This is a genomic window from Achromobacter sp. GbtcB20 (assembly GCF_019091095.1).
In the GTDB taxonomy this organism is placed as follows: Bacteria; Pseudomonadota; Gammaproteobacteria; order Burkholderiales; family Burkholderiaceae_B; genus Achromobacter; species Achromobacter mucicolens.
This window is the reverse complement of record NZ_JAGXJZ010000073.1, coordinates 1-991: the sequence shown is the minus strand read 5'-3', so window position 1 is coordinate 991 and position 991 is coordinate 1. Positions and strand designations below refer to the sequence as shown.

General features: G+C 57.9%; 2 protein-coding genes. One reads left to right on the top strand and one right to left on the bottom strand.

The genetic code is table 11. The features are described from left to right. The gene (locus tag KVT32_RS32555) at nt 1-282 is read left to right on the top strand and encodes a CrpP-related protein (protein WP_305864150.1); all 282 of its coding nucleotides are present in this window, start codon (nt 1-3) and stop codon (nt 280-282) included. Between the two features lie 121 nt (nt 283-403). Here KVT32_RS32555 and KVT32_RS27800 read toward each other — a convergent pair. Next, a partial coding sequence (locus tag KVT32_RS27800; RefSeq protein ID WP_217619161.1) for a phage portal protein occupies nt 404-991 on the bottom strand: 588 nt, incomplete at its 5' end.

The window sequence follows — 991 nt, the reverse complement described above, 5'->3', positions numbered from 1 at the left end:
ATGTATGAGGATATCGAAAGGGACGGAGCAAGCGCGGCCGGTGAAGGACTCACGCTACTCGACTGTCCCTACTTCATAGCGCAGGCAATGCCGAATCACACCGGTGAGGCCATTGCCGAATGGCATGCCAAGGTGGACGCATGGGAAAGAGGCTGGAGGCAAGCGACACTGTGCCGAACCGAGATGCAGCTTAGACCGAACAGCCCTAGTTCCACTTCGTCGCTTTCGCACAATGGATCGACCTGTCAGACGCTTTGGACCGCGATGCAAAAGCGTGCATGAGCGGCCATTGCGGAGCGGGGCGGATACACGCTTGAGCACGCTTCTGCCCGTTCCTGTCCGATTTCCAAGAGAACCAAAAAAAGCCCCGCGACTGGCGGGGCTTTGCGTGCGCAGCAGGGGGTTACTCGTCTCCCTCGCCTGGGATGCTGTAAGGCTTAAACCTGACAACCTCCTGGCCAATCCATTCGTTGATTTCCAGGAATTTGGCCTGCAACGGCTCCAGCTCATTACGCGCGAAGACCTTAGCCGCCGATATCGGCGTGCCGAAGCCGCCGGAATTTGACGGAACCAAGCCCATCAGCTGCGGCGGCACGCGATGCGCGGCCAGCACGTCGTCGCGCGAAACGTTCTTGATGTTGAAGAAGTCATCGCGCGCGGCCACCTCGCTTACAGGGATGATCTGCAGGCCGTCCTTCTTTCCACCTGGCGCGTATACGAACAGGTTTCGGAAGTTGCCCGGCCCCTTGGCTTCCTTCATCGCTTTGCGGATGTCGCTCACATAGGTCTCATCCTGCAGCGGATCTGTGACGTACATCACAAAGCCGGCATGACTACCGTTCAAGTAATACTTGCGTCGGAACAGCGTCGCGGATTCGTTAAGCCATGCCGAGTTGAGAGCCGCCAGGTACTCGGGCAGCCCATAGATTTCCTGATTGATGTCTGGCTGCATCAGGTGGCAAATCGTCCCGTCCTGGAACTGATGCTCTTG